Origin of the sequence: Terrabacter sp. Soil810, assembly GCF_001429645.1 — a bacterium.
Lineage (GTDB): Bacteria > Actinomycetota > Actinomycetes > Actinomycetales > Dermatophilaceae > Terrabacter.
Window position 1 is genome coordinate 81,803 of the sequence record NZ_LMSW01000003.1, and the last position, 16,903, is coordinate 98,705.

The following is a 16,903-nucleotide window of genomic DNA, read 5'->3' on the forward strand; positions in this document are numbered from 1 at the left end:
CGCCGCCCCGCTCGAGTGAGCGCTCCGTCCCACTCGAGATGGGGCGGAGCGCTCACGCCCCGCGAGGCGGAACGGAGTCAGGAGGTCCACGCGCGCCAGAGGGCGGCGTACTCACCGTCCTGATCGACGAGCTCGTCGTGGCTGCCGAGCTCGGCGACGCGACCGTCGATGACGACCGCGATGCGGTCGGCATCGTGCGCCGTGTGCAGACGGTGCGCGATCGCGACGACGGTGCGCCCCGTCAGCAGGGCGTTCATCGAGCCCTCGAGGTGACGGGCCGTGCGCGGGTCGATGAGCGAGGTCGCCTCGTCGAGGACGATCGTGTGCGGGTCGGCGAGGATGAGCCGGGCCAGGGCGATCTGCTGCGCCCGTCCGGGCGTCAGCACCTGGTGGCCCGATCCGAGCTTCGTGTCGAGCCCCTCGGGCAGCCGCTCGACCCAGTCGAGGGCGTCGACCGCCCGCAGCGCTTCGCGGACCTCGTCGTCGGTCGAGCCCTCGCGCGCCAGCACGACGTTGTCGCGCACGGACCCGATGAAGACGTGGTGCTCCTGCGTCACGAGGGCGACCTCGGTGCGCAGCTGGTCGAGGGGTAGCGAGGTGAGCTCGACGCCGCCGACCGTGACCGATCCCGTGCGCGGCCCGTGGATGCCGGACAGCAGCCGGCCCAGGGTCGACTTGCCGGAGCCGCTGGGGCCGACGATGGCGAGGCGCTCCCCCGTGCTCAGGTCGAGGTCGATGCCGTGCAGCACGTCGTGGCCGGTGCGGTAGGCGTAGCGCAGGTCGGTGCCGACGAGCTCGGGTCCGGCCGGTCGGCCGTCTCCGGCCTCGCGGTCGGGTGGCACGGTCGCGATGCCGAGCAGGCGGGTCGTCGACGCGATGCCGACCTGCACGCGGTCGACGGTGTGGACGAGCATGTCGAACGGCCCCCACAGCGCCTCCGTGTAGAGGATCGCCGTGGTGATCTGTCCGAGCGTGGCCCAGCCCTGGGCGTACCCGATGGCGCCGAGCAGCAGCACGAGCACGCGCGGCAGGCTGAAGGCGACGTCCATGACCGCGAAGAGCAGGTTGCGCAGGGTCATCGTGTAGCGCTCGGCCTGGCCGGACACCTCGATGTCGTCGTCGCCGCGGTGCAGACGGTGACCCGTGAGACCCAGCGCCTCGACGGTGCGAGCGCCCTCGACCGTCTCGGTGAGCGTGGTGTTGATGCGCGAGTAGGTGCCGCCCTCGGTGAGGTAGCCCTTCGGGGCGCGGCCGAGGTAGCGGCGCACCTGGAAGAGGGCGAGCGACATGAGGACGATCGAGGGCAGCGACAGGATCGGCGAGTTGCTCACCATGGCCACGAGCGTCAGGACGACGGTGATGCTCGCGATGATGGCCTCGGGCAGCGCCCAGCGCACGCTCTCGCTCATCGTGCCGACGTCGCGGGTGACGCGCGTGACGAGGTCGCCGGAGCTCGCGCTCTCGACGCGGGACAGCGGCAGCCGCAGGATGGCGCGCACGACGTACTCGCGCGCCGTCGCGAGGACGCTCTGGCCGAGCACCGTCGAGGACATCTTGGCCGCGAACGTGAACGCGCTCTGAACGACGACGAGCCCGGCGACGACGAGGGCCGCGGAGTTGGCCCCGGCCAGGGCGGCGTCGACCCGGCCCGCCTCGACGTCGGCGACCGTCGAGTCGACGAGCTCCCCGAGCAGGCGCGGGACGAGCAGGCCGGCGGTCGCGGCCAGGGCGTTGGCGAGGATGACGGCGACGACGAGGACGCGCTCCTGCGACAGGAGCCCGCCGATGAAGCGCACGACGCGCGCGTTGTCGGCGATGGGCAGGCCGGTGCGGGCGTTCATCGTGTCGGCGACGAACTCCTGGGCCCGCCGCTCGCGCAGCAGATGGCGTCGGTGCAGCGCGCTGATGCGCTCACCCGGCGAGGCGGACTCGGACGGGCGCAGCTCCTCGGGCACCGCGGGCGCGTGGCTGCCGGACTCCCACGTGCGGGCGGACTCGGCCGCGAGCTGCTCGGGCAGCGGCGAGACCCACTCGGCGCGCGTGACGCCAGCGGCGTCCGTCGCGACCGTGCTGTCGGCGCGGCTCATCGGGACTCCTCGGCGAGGTGGGAGAGGACGGACGGGCCGGCGTCGCCGCCGCGCACGACGACGGAGCGGTATGCCGGCGAGTCGGCCAGCAGGTCGGCGTGCCGTCCGTGGGCGGTCGCCACACCCCCCTCGAGGAGGATGACCTCGTCGGCGTGGTGGAGCAGCAGCGGTGACGCCGTCATGATGACGGTGGTGCGACCGGCCCGGTGGGCGCCGAGGCGGCCGGCGATGCGGGCCTCGGTGTGGGCGTCGACGGCCGAGGTGGGCTCGACGAGCACGAGGACGTCAGGGTCGGCGGCGAGGGCGCGCATGAGCACGAGTCGCTGTCGCTGCCCGCCGGACAGCCCGCGGCCGCGCTCCTCGAGCTCGCCCTGCCACCCGCCCGGGAGGGCGTCGAAGACGTCGTCGGCAGCGGCGGTGTGCAGTGCCAGCTCGGCCTGCTCGCGCGTCAGCCGGCCGAGCGGGTCGACGGCAGAGCGCAGGCTCCCCGCGAACACCTGGGGCGAGGTGTCGCTGACGAGGATGTGTCGGCGTACGTCGTCGAGCTCCACGCGCGACAGGTCGATGCCACCGACGGTCACGCCCCACGGCTGGCGAGCACGCTCCTCGTCGCGCCGGGCCTGCTCCTCGCGGGCCCGGGTGCGTGCGGAGCGCTCGCGTCGGGCCGCCCGGCCCTTGAGCTCCTCGGGGATCTCGTCACTGACGAGGGCGCCCTCGTCGCTGTGCAGGTAGCGGCCGATCCGGTCGGCGAGCGCCGCGGAGTCGTCGGGCACGGCCGAGACGACCATGGTGAGGATGCCCGGGCGGATGGTCGCCCCGGACTCGCCGTCGACGATCTCGGCACTCGTGTCGAGGACGGCCGGCTCGTCGGGATGCACCCACGGTGGGCGTTGCGACAGCACGGCGACGGCCTTGCGCGCCGAGACGACCGAACGGGTCCACTTCTGGGCGAACTCGACGAAGGTGCGCATGGGCTGGATGAGGAAGAGGCCGTAGCCGAGGAAGCTGACGAGCTGGCCCACGGTGAGCTGACCCTGGGCGACCTCGCGCGTGCCGAGCCACATCAAGGCGACGACGAAACCACCCGAGAGCAGCACGCCGACGGACTCGACCGCCGCGAGCCAGCGACCGGCGGAGACGCCGGACTGGCGCACGCGCTGGGACTGGCCGGCGTAGTTGCCGCCGAAGGTCTCCTCGCCGCCGATGCCACGCAGGATGCGCAGCCCGCCGACGATGTCGGTCGCCATCGACGTGAGCTCGGAGTTGCGCGAGCGCTCGACGCCCTGCCAGCGCTGCATCGGTCGCAGCAGCGGCGTGCCGAGGACCACGAGCAGAGGGGCGGAGACGAGCACGAGGACGCCCATGCGCACCGAGGTGCCGAGCACGATCGCGGCCACGACGAGGTAGGCCGCGAGCTGCGAGATGGCGCGCGTGCTGATCTCCATGAGGGCGCCGAACTGGTCGCCGTCGCTGCCCGAGACGGAGAGCACCTCACCCGTCGGCGTGCGCCGCGTCAGGACGTGCCCGAGCTGGAGCGCCTTGCGCGTGACGAGCTTCGTCGTGCCGTAGAGCGCGATGAGCCACTCGCGGACGATGATCGTGTGAAAGATGATGCCGCTGCACGCCCCGAAGAGCGTCACGACGGCCAGCGCCAGCACCCACTGCATCGTGGCGGCCGGGTCGCCGGCGACGATGCCGGTGTCGATGGCCTTGCCCACCATCCACGGGCCCACGGTCTGCGGCACCATCCAGACGAGGGCGGCGAGCAGCCCGGCCCAGAACAGCACGCCGTTCTGCCGCACCATCCACCAGAGGAAGGCCCGCGGCGAGCGGGTGTCGGGCGCCTCGGCGCCTCGGTCGGTGTAGGCCCGGATCTGGGGCGGAAAGTCTCGCATGGCCTGTCCACCCTAGGTCGGCGCACCGACACCGACCCACTTCTTTTCTCCCTCGGCAGATGCCTGCCCGATCCGGAGCGAGGGCCGGGCCGCGCGGCCGACGACGACCGCGCGACCCGAGTTCGGGAGGGTGCGCCGGTCAGCCCCGACCGGCAGCCGACGCGAGCGCGGCGAGGGCCTGCGTGAAGCACTGCTCGGGCGGGGTCACGAGACCCGCACCGACCTGGCCCGTGCCCGCGACCCGGCCGGCCATGCCGGTGTTGATCTGGGGCAGGATTCCGGTCCGCGCCACGGCGGCGACGTCGATGCCCGTGGGCGTGCCGCGGAACTCGAGGATCGGCACCTGGTAGGCCGTGTGCTCCCCCACCGTGATCTCGTACATCGTCTGCGTCGCCCGCAGCGCGAACGGCACGTCGCCGCCGACGAACTTCACGATCGCGGGTGCGGCGGCCATCGCGAAGCCGCCGATGCCGGCCGTCTCGGTGATCGCCGAGTCTCCGATGTCGGGGTTCGCGTCGTCCGGGCCGTAGGACCCCAGGAAGAGCCCCTCGGGCGTGTTGGCCGGACCGGTGAACCATGCATCGCCGGTCCCCGACACGCGGATGCCGAAGTCGGTGCCGTTGCGCGCCATCGTCGTCACGACCGACGACCCCGGGAAGCCATGCGCGGCAAGGGTGCTCAGCTTGCAGGCCGGCATGCCGAGGTTGAGGAAGAAGTGCTCGTTGGCCCCAGAGAAGCGCACGGCCTCGGCGATGTCGGCGGACGACGCGTCGGCCGTGATCATCGTCGGGAGCAGCTCGCGCAGCAGCATGAGCGAGCCGGCGCGGTTGCGGTTGTGGCCCTCGTCGCCCATCTGGAGCATCTGGGCGATGATCCCCTTGACGTCGATGGAGCCCTGCTGGTCGACGCGCGCCCGGACGGCCTGCTGGAGGATCGGCCCGAGCACGGTGTTCATCCACCGGAGGCGCTCGATGACCTCGGGACCGTAGGCGCCGTAGCGCAGCACCTTCCCGAGCCCTTCGTTGAGCGAGCACCACGACGTGTTGTCGTGCACCTCGTCGCGCAGCTCGTAGACCCACATCGACGGGCTGATGACGCCGGCCATGGGTCCGACGGCGTCGCGGTGGTGGCACGGCTCGAGGGTGATGCCGTCGCCCTGCTCGAGCTTCGCCTCGGCCTCCTCGGCCGTGTCGGCGAGGCCCTCGAAGAGCATGGCGCCGATGAGTGCGCCCTTGAGCGGCCCCGACGCCCGGTCGAAGGTGATCGGCGGTCCGGCGTGCAGGAAGGTGCCGCGCTCGAGCCCCAGCGCCTCGTGGGCGGGGCGGACGTCGACGAGGTCGGCGCCCGCGGCGGTCATGCGACGCAGCGCCTCGGCGTTGGCTTCGTCACGACGCGAGTCGGCAAGGACGCGACCGAGGTCGGCCGTCGTGCCTGCCATCGGCGGCTGCCACGAGGCCTCCGTCACCGAGACCGCCTGTGCGCGAAGGGCGTCCGAGAAGAGCGAGACACCCGCGGCCGCGACCGAGACCTCGCTCGTGAGAAGTCCGTGGAGCGGCTCGGCGGCCGCGTCGAAGGCCGTCCCGGCCAGGGTGGCGTATGCCGTGTCGCCCGTCGCGCTCTCGGGCGCGGGGACGTCGTGGCCGAGCAGGTGCAAGGCCCGGCGTGTGGCGGCGGCGTTGGACAGCAGGACGTCGGCACCGGCCTCGGCGAGGGCCTGCGCCGACCGCTCGAGCCCCTGCGGGTCCGAGGTCGTGCCGGTGACCGAGACGACGACGGGCAGGTCGCGGCCTGCTGCCGCCGCGGTCTCGCGGGCGTTGCGCACGGCTGCGGCGAGCTCGGGCGCCGGGTCGGCGTGGGCGCCGTGGCCGAGGACGAGGTCGAGGAGGAGCACGCCGCAGGTGGGGTCGGCCGCCTCGAGGGCGATCCGGTCGAGGCGCAGCGACGGGTCGATCATCGGGTGCGCACGTCCGCGGGTCATCGTGTCGTCCCCGAAGTCGACGACGACGTGGCCGGGGTCGCGCAGGTCGGCGCCCAGGGCGAGGTCGGGTCGCAGCGGGATGTTGGAGCGGATGTCGCCGATCACCTCGCCAGCGACGAGCATCGCCTCGTCGGCGAGCGTGCCGCCGCAGAAGAGCCCGCGCAGCGACCCGGTCGACGCGGCCGCGTCGTGGTCGGACCCGACCGCGGACCACGTCGGCCACTCCGGCACCGCAGCGCCGACGGCGGACAGCACCGACTCGACGGCTGCGGTGAGGTCGGGTCGACCCGCCCCGAGCGTGGCCCAGTGCACCGACTTGCCCAGCCCGGCGGCATACGCCTCGAGGTCGGCAAGCACCTCGGGTGCCGGAGGCTTGGAGACGACGACGACCGACGTCGTCTCCGGGTCGGCGGCGAGGGCGGCGAGCGCCTGCTTCGTCGAGCGGGCGGCGACCTCGGACGACAGGTCACGGCCGCCGACGCCGAGGCAGTGGCTGATCCCGACCCCGGCGGCGTCGAGCAGGCACATGACCTGCTGGGCGCCCGTGCCGGAGGCCGCGACGAGGCCGACCGACCCCGACCGCACGACGTTGGCGAAGCCGAGCGCGACGCCGCCGACGACGGCCGTGCCGCAGTCGGGGCCCATGACGAGCACATCGGCGGCAGCGGCAGCGTTCTTGAGGCGCACCTCGTCCTCGACCGGGACGTTGTCCGAGAAGACCATGACGGACACCCCGGCGCGGACGGCGTCGAGCGCCTCCGTGACGGCGTGCTCGCCGGGCACCGAGACGAGGGCGAGGTCGGCGCCCGACAGGCGGATCGCACCGCCGAGCGTCCGTGCAGCGGGGGCTTCGCCGAAGCCAGCCGAAGCGCCTGCGGCAGAACGACTCTGGGCGAGCGCTGCCTCCAGCTCCGACTGCCCGGCGGCGATGCCGGCCTCGTCACCGCGGATCGCGACCACGAGGTCGTTCGGCGCCGACGCGGGCACGTCGAAGCCCATGCCGCGGATGACCTCGAGGTTGAGCTCGGTGGCCATCGCGACCTGTGCGGCCTCGACCCCGGGGGCTGCGGCGACGGTGCGTGAGACCTGCATGAGGGTCACGGAGTCGAGGTAGGCGCCGGTTCTCAGCTCGAGGTGGTCAGCCACGGTGGGCTCCTTCGTGGGGTTCGGGTCGTGGGGCGGTGTGCTGGGCGTCGACGGCACGGAGGGCGCCGCTGACACCGGACAGGAGGTCGCGACCGGACGTGTGCCCGATGCCGAGCACGCGGTCGACGAGCGCGGTGATGTCGGCGTGGCCGGGCGATGGTCCGACGGGCCGGACCGAACCACCGGAACCTGCTGTGGCGGCCGTTTCCGGCCCGTCGTTCCGGCCGGTCGACCCGGCCCCGGCGACGAGGGTCACGAGACATGCGACGTCCGGGACGGCATACCCGGCCCCCGCCGCGACGAGGAGCGCGGCCGAGAGGCTCGTCGTCCGGGGCAGCGCACCGCGGACGGCGGTCCGCACGGCCGACAGGGCGCGGCGCGACGACGGCGCGTCGACCGCGGCCAGGGTGAGCAGGACGCCGCAGAGCGCGTCGTCGCCGCTCGGGGTGAGCCCCCGCCCGACGCCGACCAGGCCACGCACGCCGGGCCCGGCCGAACGCCCCGCGAGCGCCGCTGCGGTGAGGTCGTGGGCGAGGTCACCGAGCACTCCGGGCTCGGGCAGGGCCTCGGAGGAGGTGGATTCGCGAGGGGCGGGACGCACCCGCGCCGGTCGCAGCAGCCGAGCCGCGACGACGTCGGCGCGAGGCAGGCGGACGCGTCCCTCCCCGACGACGACCTGGGTGCCGGGCTCGACGCCCCAACGGACCTCGGTCGACGGCAGCGCCAGTCGGATGCCGATGGGCAGCGCGACGGCATCGGAGGCGAGGACGGCGAGCACCCGCTCGTGCGCACCGAGGTCGAGATAGAGGCACGTCGGGAAGGCTGCGAGCACCCGGCAGCGCCGCGGGGCACCGGCCACCTCGCCGGCCACGAGCGGGGACACGGCGGCCGGCAGCAGCGTCAGGTCGAGACCGTCGTCCATGCCCGCGCGCACCTCCAGCCGTCAGACCGCCGCCGTGCCGTCCCGGCCGGACGGGCTCCGTCGCGGACCGCCCGCCGCGGACCGCTGACGCGACGCTATCGACGGTGGGTAGGGTGCGCTCATGGTGAAAGTTGCCAACGATCCGGCCCTCCCCGAGGGTGACTTGACAGCCGCGGGGCGCTCCGGCGAGGCCGAGCCCGAGGTGTCCGGCATCTCGCTGCGGCTCATCGCCGGCCTCGCCGCGACGGCCCACGGGGTCGTCCGCGCCGACGCAGCCCGCCTCGACGTCAGCGTCGACAGCACGACGCCGCTCCGGTCCGCCCTGCGCGACGGCGGTGCGGTGCGGCTGACCCATCGGCTCGTGCTCGCCGACGCCGCGGCCCTCGCGGAGCAGGACGGAGACACCCGCTCGCTCGGCCGCACCGTGGCGGCCCTCGACGCGGCCGGTGCCGCGGGGCTCGTCGTGTCCGGGCTGTCGGGCAAGCCCCTGGCGGCCCTCGTCAAGGCCGCCGAGTCCACCGGTCTGCCGCTCATCGAGGTCCCGCTCGACCACATCGCGACCTTCACCACCGACGTGCTGAGCGCGATGCTCGAGCACCAGACCGCGATCCTGCGCCGGCTCGAGGACGCCGACCGTGCCCTCGTGCAGATCGTCCTCGCCGGCGGCTCGCTCGACGACCTCTGCGAGCAGGTCGTCGGCTTCCTCGACGGCGCGGCGATGGTGACGACGACCGACGGCCGCGTCATCGCGCGCGCCGGGTCGCCGCGCGAGCTCGACCACGCCCTGTCGCTCGAGTGCTTCGACCGGACGGGGCGCCTGCTCACCGAGGCCGAGCCGATGGGGCCACGCCCCGACGGCCCGACCGCCAACCGCTCGGCCGTACGCATCGTCGCCGGGCACCTCGACCACGGCGTGCTCATGGCCTTCTGCAGCCACCGCCACCTGACCGTCGACGACGTGCGCCTGCTCGAGCGCGCCGCGACGGTCGCCGCGCTCGCCATCACCAAGGACCAGGCCGTCTCGGCCGTCGAGAGCAAGTACCGCGCCGAGTTCCTCCGCGACGCCCTGGCCGGACGCGCCGGCTCCCCGGTCGACGCCGTCGCCCACGCGAGCTCGCTCGGCTGGGACATCGACCGGCCCATGGTCGTCGTCGTGGCCGAGACCGACGAGGACGACGACCGCTCGACCCGCGACGCCGACGAGGTGCGCTTCCTCCAGCAGCGGTTCGCCCGTGCCTGGACGCACGCCGTGGCCGTGCGCGACTCGCGGTCGCCCGTCATGGGGTTCAGCCGGGAGGTCGTGGCGCTCATCGGCGTGCCGTCCGGCGCTGAGACCGAGCAGGTGATGCGGATCGTCGGCGAGTACGTCCGCGTCGTCCGGGGCGACGGCGGGGGTGGTCGACGCAGCTTCTCGGCCGGCGTCTCACGACCCATCACCTCGGTCGCCGGCCTGCCCCAGGCGTACGACGAGGCCCTCTCGGCCGTCACCGTGGGCCGCCAGATGCACGGCGACGGCGCCACCACCCATGTCGACGGCCTCGGCATCTACCGCCTGCTGGCCCTCATCCCCGACGGTGCGGACCTGCGGCGCTTCGTCACCGAGTCGCTGCGCGAGCTGGCCACTGACGACTCACCGGAGTACGCCGGCCTCCGCCAGACCCTGAGCATCCTCATCGACACCAACATGAACGTCGCCGAGACAGCTCGCCTGCTCTTCTTCCACTACAACACCCTGCGTTACCGCATCGGAAAGCTCGAGAAGATCCTCGGCCCGTTCACGACCGACCCCGACCTGCGCCTGACCCTCGCCCTCGCGCTCAAGATCCACCAGATGCGCGGCATCTGACGCCGACCGCCTCCGTATGCCGTGTCGCGCGGTCCGTGGAAACTCGTACCCCCGCCCAGGGGTGTGACCTTCCACGCGCCTCGACCCTGTGGACGCGCGCCGCGGCGGCCGCAGCGATCCCGTGACGATCGGAGGGTGGATGCACTGCTCCGGGCCAGGGCCGCAGGTCAGGCCGGCCTGCTGACCCGGGCCCAGGCGCTGACCGGCGGCCTCAGCCCGAAGGCGATCGAGTGGCGGCTGGACCGGGGGCGATGGCAGGTCGTGCACCCGGGGGTGCGAGAGCCCGGCCGAGCGGCGCTATGTCCGCGACGTCGAGCGGGCCCATGGCCTCCCCCGCGGGCGTTCGCAGTCGCCGTTCGGGCGCGCCGGCCGGCGGGACCGCGAGTACGAATGGGGAGTCGTCGTGGAGGTCGACGGCCGCCTCGGGCACGCGTCGTGGACCGACGTGCAGCGCGACGGCCGGCGGGACCGCTCCGCTCTCGTGGCCGGACGCATCACGCTCCGGTGCTACTGGACCGATCTCGTGCCGACCGGATGCGCCCTGGCGGGTGAGGTGGGCCAGGTGCTGCGTGCCCGGGGCTGGACCGGCGCGCCACGCCCGTGCGGCCCCGGCTGCCCCGTCGGCTCGACGTCCCGAGCGTGGGACATCGCACCCCGCTGAGGGGTGTGACGCTCCACGCGCTCGGCCGGGCGGAACGCCGGGAACGGGGGTGACGGCATACGTCATGACGTGCCAGAGGGTCACCCTCGGCGTGTATCAACGTTTGACGAACGCAATCCCATGCGGTGGGAGTAGTTTTCGCCCATCCCGGAGTGGGACGTGACCCACATCACCGCATGTGGCAACCATAGGAGTCGGAATGGCTTTGGGCTGGAAACTGCACGGGGACGGCAAGACGATGGGCCCCGACGACGTCGTCGCACCTGACGAACGACTCGCGTGGGGCAGGACGATCGGTCTCGGTGCGCAGCACGTCGTCGCGATGTTCGGGGCGACCTTCGTCTTCCCGCTGGTCATGGGTCTCAACGCCCAGCTCGCGATCATGATGAGCGGGATCGCGACGATCTGCTTCCTGCTGATCGTCAACGGGAAGGTCCCGAGCTACCTCGGCACGTCGGCGAGCTTCGTCGGCGCCGTCGCGGCCATCCGGGCCCAGGGCGGCACGTCCGCCGACGTGACAGGCGCGATCCTCGTCGCCGGTGTCGTGCTCGCACTCGTCGGTGTGGCGATCCACTTCGCCGGGTCCGCGGTGCTGCACAAGGTGCTGCCGCCGGTCGTGACGGGCGCCGTCGTCATGCTCATCGGCTTCAACCTCGCGCCGGTCGTCGCCAGCATCTACTGGCCTCAGGACCAGTGGGTCGCGTTGCTCGTCATGGCGTTCACGATCATCTGCGCGGTCGCCTTCAAGGGCTTCGCGTCGCGCATCGCGGTCTTCCTCGCCCTGATCTTCGGCTACGTCATCTCGTGGCTCTTCGACAGGATGTTCGGCCAGATCACGTCCTTCGACGCCGGCGCCGGCAAGGTCACGACGCACTTCCGCACGAACTTCGACAACCTCGCGAGCCAGCCCTGGTTCGGCCTCCCGCCGATGTCGACGACCGGCGCTGACGGCAAGGAGATCATCGGCATCCACGCGCCGTCGTTCTCGGTCGCCGCGATCCTGCTCGTCCTGCCGGCCGTCATCGCGCTCGTCGCCGAGAACACCGGCCACGTCAAGGCCGTCGCCGAGATGACGAAGTCGAACCTCGACCCCTACATGGGGCGCGCCATCGCGGCCGACGGCATCGGCACCGTCATCGCCAGCTCGGTCGGCGGCTCGCCGACGACGACGTATGCCGAGAACATCGGCGTCATGGCGGCCACCCGCGTCTACTCGACGGCCGCCTACTACGTCGCGGCGATCGTCGCGATCGTCTTCGGCCTCTCGCCGAAGTTCGGTGCGCTCGTCGCGTCGGTCCCGGGCGGCGTGCTCGGCGGCATCACGGTCGTGCTCTACGGCATGATCGGCCTGCTCGGCGCGAAGATCTGGAAGGAGAACGGGGTCGACTTCGGCAACCCGATCAACCTCGTGCCCATCGCGGCCGGCATCATCATCGGCATCGGCGGCGTCTCGCTCGTCTTCACGTCGGACTTCACGCTCGGTGGCATCGCGCTCGGCACGATCGTGACCATCGTGGCCTACCACGCGGCCCGCGCCCTCGCCCCGACAGACCTGCGTGAGCGGGCCGACGCCGCGAGCGGCACGATGATCTCGCTCGGCGAACGGGAAGGGGACTACGGCGACGCCGACGGCATCGACGACCTCTACCAGGACCGCCCCGGCGGTCCGGACCTGCGGCGACGCTGACCCATCACGCAGCACCGGCCCGTGGGCTCCCGATCTCGGATCGGGGGCCCACGGCCCGTTCAGGGCAGAAGTTGCCAAAAGCCCACGAGCAGCGATGCACAACCATCACTAGTCCCCACCGGGGGTCGGAAGGCAGGATCAGTTCGGTGAAGCCCGCCCCCTTCGAGCACCACGCACCGCTCACCGTCGAGCAGGCCGTCTCCGTCCTCAGCGAGGTCGGGCACGACGGCAAGGTCCTCGCGGGCGGCCAGAGCCTCATCCCGATCCTCAACATGCGACTGGCGTCGCCGGCGCACCTCGTCGACATCAACCGCGTGGCCGGCCTCGACTCGGTCGAGGTGACGCCCGAGGCCGTACGCGTCGGCGCCCTCGTGCGCCACGCCGGCCTCGAGCGCTCCGAGGAGGCGTTTGCCGCCCTCCCCCTCCTGCGCCAGGCGCTCGTCAACGTCGCCCACCCGGCCATCCGCAACCGCGGCACGACGGTCGGCTCGATCGCGCACGCCGACGCGGCGGGGGAGATGCCGGCGATCCTCGCCCTGACCGACGGCGTCGTCGAGGTGGCGGGGCCCTCCGGGTCGCGCGAGATCGAGTGGCCCGACTTCTTCCTCGGCGCCCTCGAGACGTCGCTCGCGGCGGAGGAGCTCGCGGTCGCGGTGCGCTTCGGCCGCTTCCCCGTCGGCACCGGCACGGCGTTCACCGAGGCGGCCCGTCGTCACGGTGACTACGCGATGGCCGGCGTCGGTGTCGCGGTGACGGTCACCGACGGGGTCGTCTCGGCGGCGAGGGCCTCGTTCGTCTCCGTCACCGACGTGCCGTCGGTCCTCGACCTCGGCCCCGCGCTCGGTGGCGTCGAGCCGGGCACGGCCGCCTGGGACGAGGCGGTCGAGGCCGCCGCCGAGGCGGTGCGCGAGCACGTCGACCCCGAGGGCGACATCCACGCGAGCGCCGACTACCGCCGCATGCTCGTCACCGAGCTGACCCGCCGGGTCCTCCCACAGGCCGCCGACCGCGCAGGAGCAACCGCATGACCGACACGACCCAAGGCACCGAGACCCTTCACGACGTGACGGTCACGGTCAACGGCGTACGCCACTCGGCCTCCGTCCCGGCGCGCCGTCTGCTCTCGGACTTCCTCCGCCACGACCTCGAGCTCACCGGCACGCACGTGGGCTGCGAGCACGGGGTGTGCGGCGCCTGCACGGTCCTCGTGGACGGCAGCCCGATGCGCTCGTGCCTCATGTTCGCCGTGACGGCCCAGGCCCACGAGATCACGACGGTCGAGGGCCTGGGCACGGCTCCCGATGCCCGCGTCGCGCCGACCGGTGAGTCGATGAACCCCGTGCAGCAGGCCTTCGCCGAGTGCCACGGGCTCCAGTGCGGCTTCTGCACCCCGGGCTTCCTCACCACGGTGACGGCCTACCTCGACGAGAACCCCGCACCGACGAGCGAGGAGGCACGCGAGGCGATCTCGGGCAACCTCTGTCGCTGCACGGGCTACCAGAACATCGTCAAGAGCGTCCTGCGCGCCGCCGAGATCAAGGCCGAGCGGGCGAGCGAGACGGCCGAGGTGCAGTCGTGACCACGCAGATGTTCGGCGCTCCGATCAGACGCAAGGAGGACCCGCGCCTCCTCACCGGCGGTGGCCGCTACCTCGACGACCTCGGCCACGACGCCCTCGCGGCCGCCTTCGTCCGCAGCCCGCACGCGCACGCCCGCATCGTCGACATCGACGCGTCCGACGCCGTCGACGTCGAGGGGGTCGTCGGCATCTACGTCCACGAGGACCTCCCCGGGCGGGTCGGCGAGCCGCTGCCCCTGCTCATCCCGCACCCGACGCTGACCCACGGCCGCACCGGCTACGCGCTCGCCAAGGACGAGGTCAACCACGTCGGCGAGCCGATCGTCATGGTCGTCGCGTCCGACCGCTACGTCGCCGAGGACGCGTGCCAGCGCATCCGCGTCACCTACGAGCAGCTGCCCGTCGTCGTCGGCATCGAGGCCGCCCGCGCGGGCGAGCTGCTCGTCCACGACGACGTGCCCGACAACGTCGCGGCCCACATGCTGCAGGAGGTCGGCGACGTCGAGGCCGCGATGGCCGCGGCGCCGCGCACCCTGACCCTCGACCTCGACATCGAGCGCAGCGCCTGCATGCCGATGGAGGGCAAGGGCGTCTACGCCCGCTGGGACCGCGACCGCGGCGAGCTGCGGATGTACTCCTCGACGCAGACGTCGACCGGTGTCCGCGCGGCCGTCGCGGCGAAGCTCGACCTCCCGCTCGCGAAGGTCGAGTGCATCGCCCCCGACGTGGGTGGCGGCTTCGGCGTCAAGATCGTGCACCCCTGGCCCGAGGAGGTCCTCGTCCCCTGGGCCGCGATCCTGCTCGGCCGCCCGGTCAAGTGGGCCGAGGACCGGCGCGAGCACTTCATCAGCGCCGCGCACGAGCGCGGTCAGCTCCAGCGGGTCACGGTCGGCTTCGACGACGAGGGCCACCTGCTCGCGCTCGACGTCAAGCTGTGGCACGACAACGGCGCCTACACCCCCTACGGGATCATCGTCCCGATCATCACCTCGACCCAGCTGCTCGGCCCCTACAAGCCGGGGACCTACCGCTGCGAGTTCTGGTCGCTCTACACGAACACCGTTCTCGTGACGCCCTATCGGGGCGCCGGCCGGCCGCAGGGCTGCTTCGCGATGGAGCGCACGATGGACGCCATCGCCGACGAGCTCGGTCTCGACCGCGCCGAGGTGCGGTCGCGCAACTTCATCCTCCCGACCGAGATGCCCTGGGACCACGGCCTGCTCTTCCAGGACGGCCGCCCGCTCAAGTACGACTCGGGCGACTTCCCGGCGAGCCTCGCCAAGCTCAAGTCCCTCGTCGGCTGGGACGACTTCGCCGACTACCGCCGCCAGGCCGAGGCCGAGGGACGCAAGGTCGGGCTCGGCATCGGCTGCTACGTCGAGGGCACGGGAGTGGGCCCCTACGAGGGCGGCCACATCCAGATCGAGACGAGCGGCCGCGTCAACGTGTCGACGGGACTCACGTCGCAGGGCCAGGGGCACGAGACCGTCTTCGCCCAGATCGTCGCCCAGGAGCTCGGCGTCCGCATGGAGGACGTCTTCGTCACCACCGGAGACACCCGCAAGATGGCGTATGCCGTGGGCACCTTCGCGTCGCGCGCCGCGGTCATGAGCGGCAGCGCGATCGCGCTCGCCGCCCGCAACGTCCGGGCCAAGGCGCTGCGCATCGCGGCCGATGCCCTCGAGGTGTCACCCGACGACCTCGAGATCGTCGAGGGGACGGTGCGCGTCAAGGGCGCCCCTGCCACATCGATGAGCCTCGGCACCGTCTCGGTGCTGTCCAACCCGCTCCGCTACGCGTTCGACGAGGCGGCACAGGCCGCGACGCAGTTCGCCGGGACCTTCGACCCCGACAAGCCGCCAGTGGCCGACGACGAGGAGCCGGGCCTCGAGGGCAAGGACTTCTACTCCCCCACCCAGGCGACCTTCGCCAACGGCATGCACGCGGCGATCGTCGAGACCGACCCGGTCACGGCCGAGATCAAGATCCTGCGCTACTGCGTCATCCACGACTGCGGCACGATGATCAACCCGATGATCGTCGAGGGCCAGGTCCACGGTGGGGTGGCCCAGGGTGTCGGCGGCGCGCTCTACGAGCGGATGGCCTACGACGAGTCCGGGCAGCTGCTCAACGCGTCGTTCATGGACTTCCTCATGCCCTACGCGTCCGAGGTGCCGACGATCGAGGCCGACCACCTCGAGACCCCGTCGCCGCTGAACCCCCTGGGCATCAAGGGCGCCGGTGAGGCGGGCTGCATTCCCGTCTCGGCCGTCATCGCGTCGGCCATCGAGGACGCCGAGGGCTTCCCGATCACCCGGATGCCGATCTCCCCCTACGACCTCTGGGAGCTGCGTCGCCGCCACGCCGACGGCGAGATCCCGTCCCTGCACCGCACATCCAGCACGACACGCACGTCCGGCACGTCATCGAAGGAGCCGACCGCATGAAGATCACCGGATCCGCCACCCTCGCGGCCGACCCGCAGCAGGTGTGGGACGCCTTCCACGACCCGGCCGTGCTCGCGCGCTGCCTGCCGGGCTGCGAGCGCCTCACCGAGGTCGGTCCCGACCACTACGCGATGACCGTGACCGCGGGTGTCGCCGCGATCAAGGGCACCTACGACGGCGAGGTGTCGCTGCGCGACCCGCAGCACCCGGGCTCCTTCACGATGAAGGCCTCCGGGACGGGCGCGCCCGGCACCGTCGACGCCGACGTCGTCGTGCGGCTCAGCCCGTCGACCACCGGCGGCACCGACCTGACCTACGACGCCGACGCCTCCGTCGGTGGGGTCATCGGCGGCGTCGGCCAGCGCATGCTCGCCGGCGTGACGAAGAAGATGGCCGGCCAGTTCTTCTCGGCGGTCGACGCCGACATCTCCGGCGTGCGCCCGGCCGGCCCGAGCGCTCCCGAGGCGCTCCCACAGACCGCGGCAGGCGGCCTACCCGCCGGCGCGGCAGCGACCGGCACCCCCGTGTCGTATGCCGGCCGGCCGGCTCCGGCGGGGCCGTTCGCCGGGCGCGAGTACGCCCTCGGCGTCGTCACCGGCGGCGTCGTCGCCCTCGTCGGCGTCGTCGTCGGCTGGGCGATCGGGAGGCGCTGACG

General features: G+C 72.7%; 11 protein-coding genes. 7 read left to right on the forward strand and 4 right to left on the reverse strand.

Going from position 1 to position 16,903, the window contains the following annotated elements; translation table 11 throughout:
- Positions 1-77: 77 nt before the first annotated feature.
- The 4 genes from ASG96_RS04410 to ASG96_RS04425 all read right to left on the reverse strand — a co-directional run bounded on the left by ASG96_RS04410 (position 78) and on the right by ASG96_RS04425 (position 8,028).
- Positions 78-2,087 carry an ABC transporter ATP-binding protein gene (locus ASG96_RS04410; protein ID WP_082591624.1) on the reverse strand — a complete coding sequence of 670 codons (2,010 nt, stop codon included), beginning with the start codon at positions 2,085-2,087 and terminating at the stop codon, positions 78-80.
- Positions 2,084-3,982: an ABC transporter ATP-binding protein gene (locus ASG96_RS04415; protein ID WP_057586898.1), complete on the reverse strand. Its 1,899-nt coding sequence runs from the start codon at positions 3,980-3,982 to the stop codon at positions 2,084-2,086. Before ASG96_RS04415 ends, ASG96_RS04410 begins: the two co-directional genes overlap by 4 nt.
- Positions 3,983-4,121: 139 nt before the next feature.
- Positions 4,122-7,106, reverse strand: a complete 2,985-nt coding sequence (locus tag ASG96_RS04420; protein WP_057586900.1) for a DUF1116 domain-containing protein — start codon at positions 7,104-7,106, stop codon at positions 4,122-4,124.
- Positions 7,099-8,028, reverse strand: a complete 930-nt coding sequence (locus ASG96_RS04425) for a DUF2877 domain-containing protein (protein WP_057586902.1) — start codon at positions 8,026-8,028, stop codon at positions 7,099-7,101. Before ASG96_RS04425 ends, ASG96_RS04420 begins: the two co-directional genes overlap by 8 nt.
- Positions 8,029-8,149: 121 nt before the next feature.
- Here ASG96_RS04425 and ASG96_RS04430 point away from each other — a divergent pair, with 121 nt between their 5' ends.
- From ASG96_RS04430 to ASG96_RS04460, 7 genes are all read left to right on the forward strand, one after another.
- A complete protein-coding gene (locus ASG96_RS04430) occupies positions 8,150-9,874 on the forward strand; it encodes a helix-turn-helix domain-containing protein (protein ID WP_235506851.1) in 1,725 nt (574 codons plus the stop codon).
- 403 nt (positions 9,875-10,277) lie between these two features.
- A complete protein-coding gene (locus ASG96_RS04435; RefSeq protein ID WP_056760899.1) occupies positions 10,278-10,535 on the forward strand; it encodes a hypothetical protein in 258 nt (85 codons plus the stop codon).
- Positions 10,536-10,734: 199 nt separating this feature from the next.
- The gene (locus tag ASG96_RS04440) at positions 10,735-12,222 is read left to right on the forward strand and encodes a uracil-xanthine permease family protein (RefSeq protein ID WP_057586904.1); all 1,488 of its coding nucleotides are present in this window, start codon (positions 10,735-10,737) and stop codon (positions 12,220-12,222) included.
- Positions 12,223-12,368: 146 nt separating this feature from the next.
- Positions 12,369-13,250 carry a xanthine dehydrogenase family protein subunit M gene (locus tag ASG96_RS04445; protein ID WP_057586906.1) on the forward strand — a complete coding sequence of 294 codons (882 nt, stop codon included), beginning with the start codon at positions 12,369-12,371 and terminating at the stop codon, positions 13,248-13,250.
- A complete protein-coding gene (locus ASG96_RS04450) occupies positions 13,247-13,801 on the forward strand; it encodes a (2Fe-2S)-binding protein (RefSeq protein ID WP_056760889.1) in 555 nt (184 codons plus the stop codon). Before ASG96_RS04445 ends, ASG96_RS04450 begins: the two co-directional genes overlap by 4 nt.
- Entirely contained in the window at positions 13,798-16,248 is a 2,451-nt protein-coding gene (gene cutA / locus ASG96_RS04455; protein ID WP_057586908.1) for an aerobic carbon-monoxide dehydrogenase large subunit, read from the forward strand. Before ASG96_RS04450 ends, cutA begins: the two co-directional genes overlap by 4 nt.
- Complete coding sequence (locus ASG96_RS04460) at positions 16,245-16,901, forward strand: carbon monoxide dehydrogenase subunit G (protein WP_057586910.1); 657 nt, start codon at positions 16,245-16,247, stop codon at positions 16,899-16,901. Before cutA ends, ASG96_RS04460 begins: the two co-directional genes overlap by 4 nt.
- Positions 16,902-16,903: the final 2 nt, after the last annotated feature.

Bases quoted from the DNA above. Each gene is read 5' to 3' on its own strand.
- ASG96_RS04410 (WP_082591624.1), bottom strand. From the start codon at position 2,087: ATGAGCCGCGCCGACAGCACGGTCGCGACGGACGCCGCTGGCGTCACG.
- ASG96_RS04415 (WP_057586898.1), bottom strand. From the start codon at position 3,982: ATGCGAGACTTTCCGCCCCAGATCCGGGCCTACACCGACCGAGGCGCC.
- ASG96_RS04425 (WP_057586902.1), bottom strand. From the start codon at position 8,028: ATGGACGACGGTCTCGACCTGACGCTGCTGCCGGCCGCCGTGTCCCCG.
- ASG96_RS04430 (WP_235506851.1), top strand. From the start codon at position 8,150: ATGGTGAAAGTTGCCAACGATCCGGCCCTCCCCGAGGGTGACTTGACA.
- ASG96_RS04440 (WP_057586904.1), top strand. From the start codon at position 10,735: ATGGCTTTGGGCTGGAAACTGCACGGGGACGGCAAGACGATGGGCCCC.
- ASG96_RS04450 (WP_056760889.1), top strand. From the start codon at position 13,247: ATGACCGACACGACCCAAGGCACCGAGACCCTTCACGACGTGACGGTC.
- ASG96_RS04460 (WP_057586910.1), top strand. From the start codon at position 16,245: ATGAAGATCACCGGATCCGCCACCCTCGCGGCCGACCCGCAGCAGGTG.